Source organism: Acidovorax sp. sic0104 (assembly GCF_019219095.1).
Lineage (GTDB): Bacteria > Pseudomonadota > Gammaproteobacteria > Burkholderiales > Burkholderiaceae_C > Acidovorax.
Genome location: NZ_JAHUWH010000043.1, coordinates 1 through 1,061, shown reverse-complemented (window position 1 = coordinate 1,061; position 1,061 = coordinate 1). Strand labels below are relative to the sequence as shown.

The 1,061-nt window shown below is 55.7% G+C and carries 1 protein-coding gene and 1 pseudogene; one reads left to right on the top strand and one right to left on the bottom strand.

Features of this window, described 5'->3' with window-relative positions:
• Positions 1 to 87: 87 nt before the first annotated feature.
• Positions 88 to 222 (bottom strand): annotated as a pseudogene (locus KW835_RS26570) (integrase); the annotation flags it as partial.
• Between the two features lie 274 nt (positions 223 to 496).
• Here KW835_RS26570 and KW835_RS26565 point away from each other — a divergent pair.
• Positions 497 to 931: a hypothetical protein gene (locus tag KW835_RS26565; protein WP_218387748.1), complete on the top strand. Its 435-nt coding sequence runs from the start codon at positions 497 to 499 to the stop codon at positions 929 to 931.
• The last annotated feature ends 130 nt before the right edge of the window (positions 932 to 1,061 follow it).

Sequence of the window (1,061 nt, the reverse complement as noted above, 5' to 3'; positions counted from 1 at the left end):
GCAGCTTTTGTCTGGATGGCGGCTCGGGGCCCAGAGCCGCCATACAGCTAGAAGCTCCAAAGCCGCCACTCAGCCAGCTGCAAGTGCTTAGGCCGGCGAGTCCAACGGACTGGGGGTTCCTGGGGCAGCGACTTTCAGGACATGTGTATAGATCATCATCGTTCTTACGTCCGAATGCACCAGCATCTCCCGCACCGTGCGAATGTCGGTGCCCGACTGCAACTTCACCCATTGCACATAGGCCTGCTCGGTGCGCAGGCTATAGTGTTTGTAATGATTTCGCTCACGGACCTGATCCAGCAACCGTGTGGCGCGGAACACAGGAGGGGCGGCGGTTTCATGCCTAAATTTAGTACTGTATTTTTGCACTTCACGCATGCCGAAGTGCTAGGCTACAAGCACCTTCCCGCACTTTTTCTGTGCCAATTTAGACCGCACGCGCCAGATATGGCCTGCGAGCTGGTGCGGTCTACATTACGTTAGAAGGCTAAGTCCCGTGTTAGACAATTTTGCGCCTCCTGCGGTCATCGTCGTGCAGACCGCGTTTGAGCCGGATAGGACGACGCGGGTTGAGTCCGTGACCTTGGATTCCAACGGGCTCTCAATCTCAGTGTCTTCACAGCGATGGGACGCAAGGGTTGGGTTTGAACAGACCTACGGATTTCGAGTTCTTGACGAGTTGGACCTAACGGAATTCTGGTCGCGTTGCACACTGGAAGATGGCTGGCTCTTTGAAGTGACCAGCGGCGGCTGGAAAGAACTTGAACTGACACGTCCTTACTTCTATTCCGGGCGCCAAGACTGGGTCCGCGAGTATCTTGTCGTCGGTCTGAATGAATGTGTTTCCGTGCTTACCAAAGAAGTGCCTTCAGTATTGGCCACCGCGCCTTCTAACCCCTCACTCCAGCCGACCGCCTTCGGCGGCGGCTGAGCTTGCACGTTAGGTCGCAGATCGTGAAACCGTTAAGCCTAGTGCGCCAACTGAAGGAATGGGGTGTCATATGGCGGCCGAAGCATTCAGCACTCGCCTCCCATTTCGGAAAGTTGAAGGCCTTGCCTTT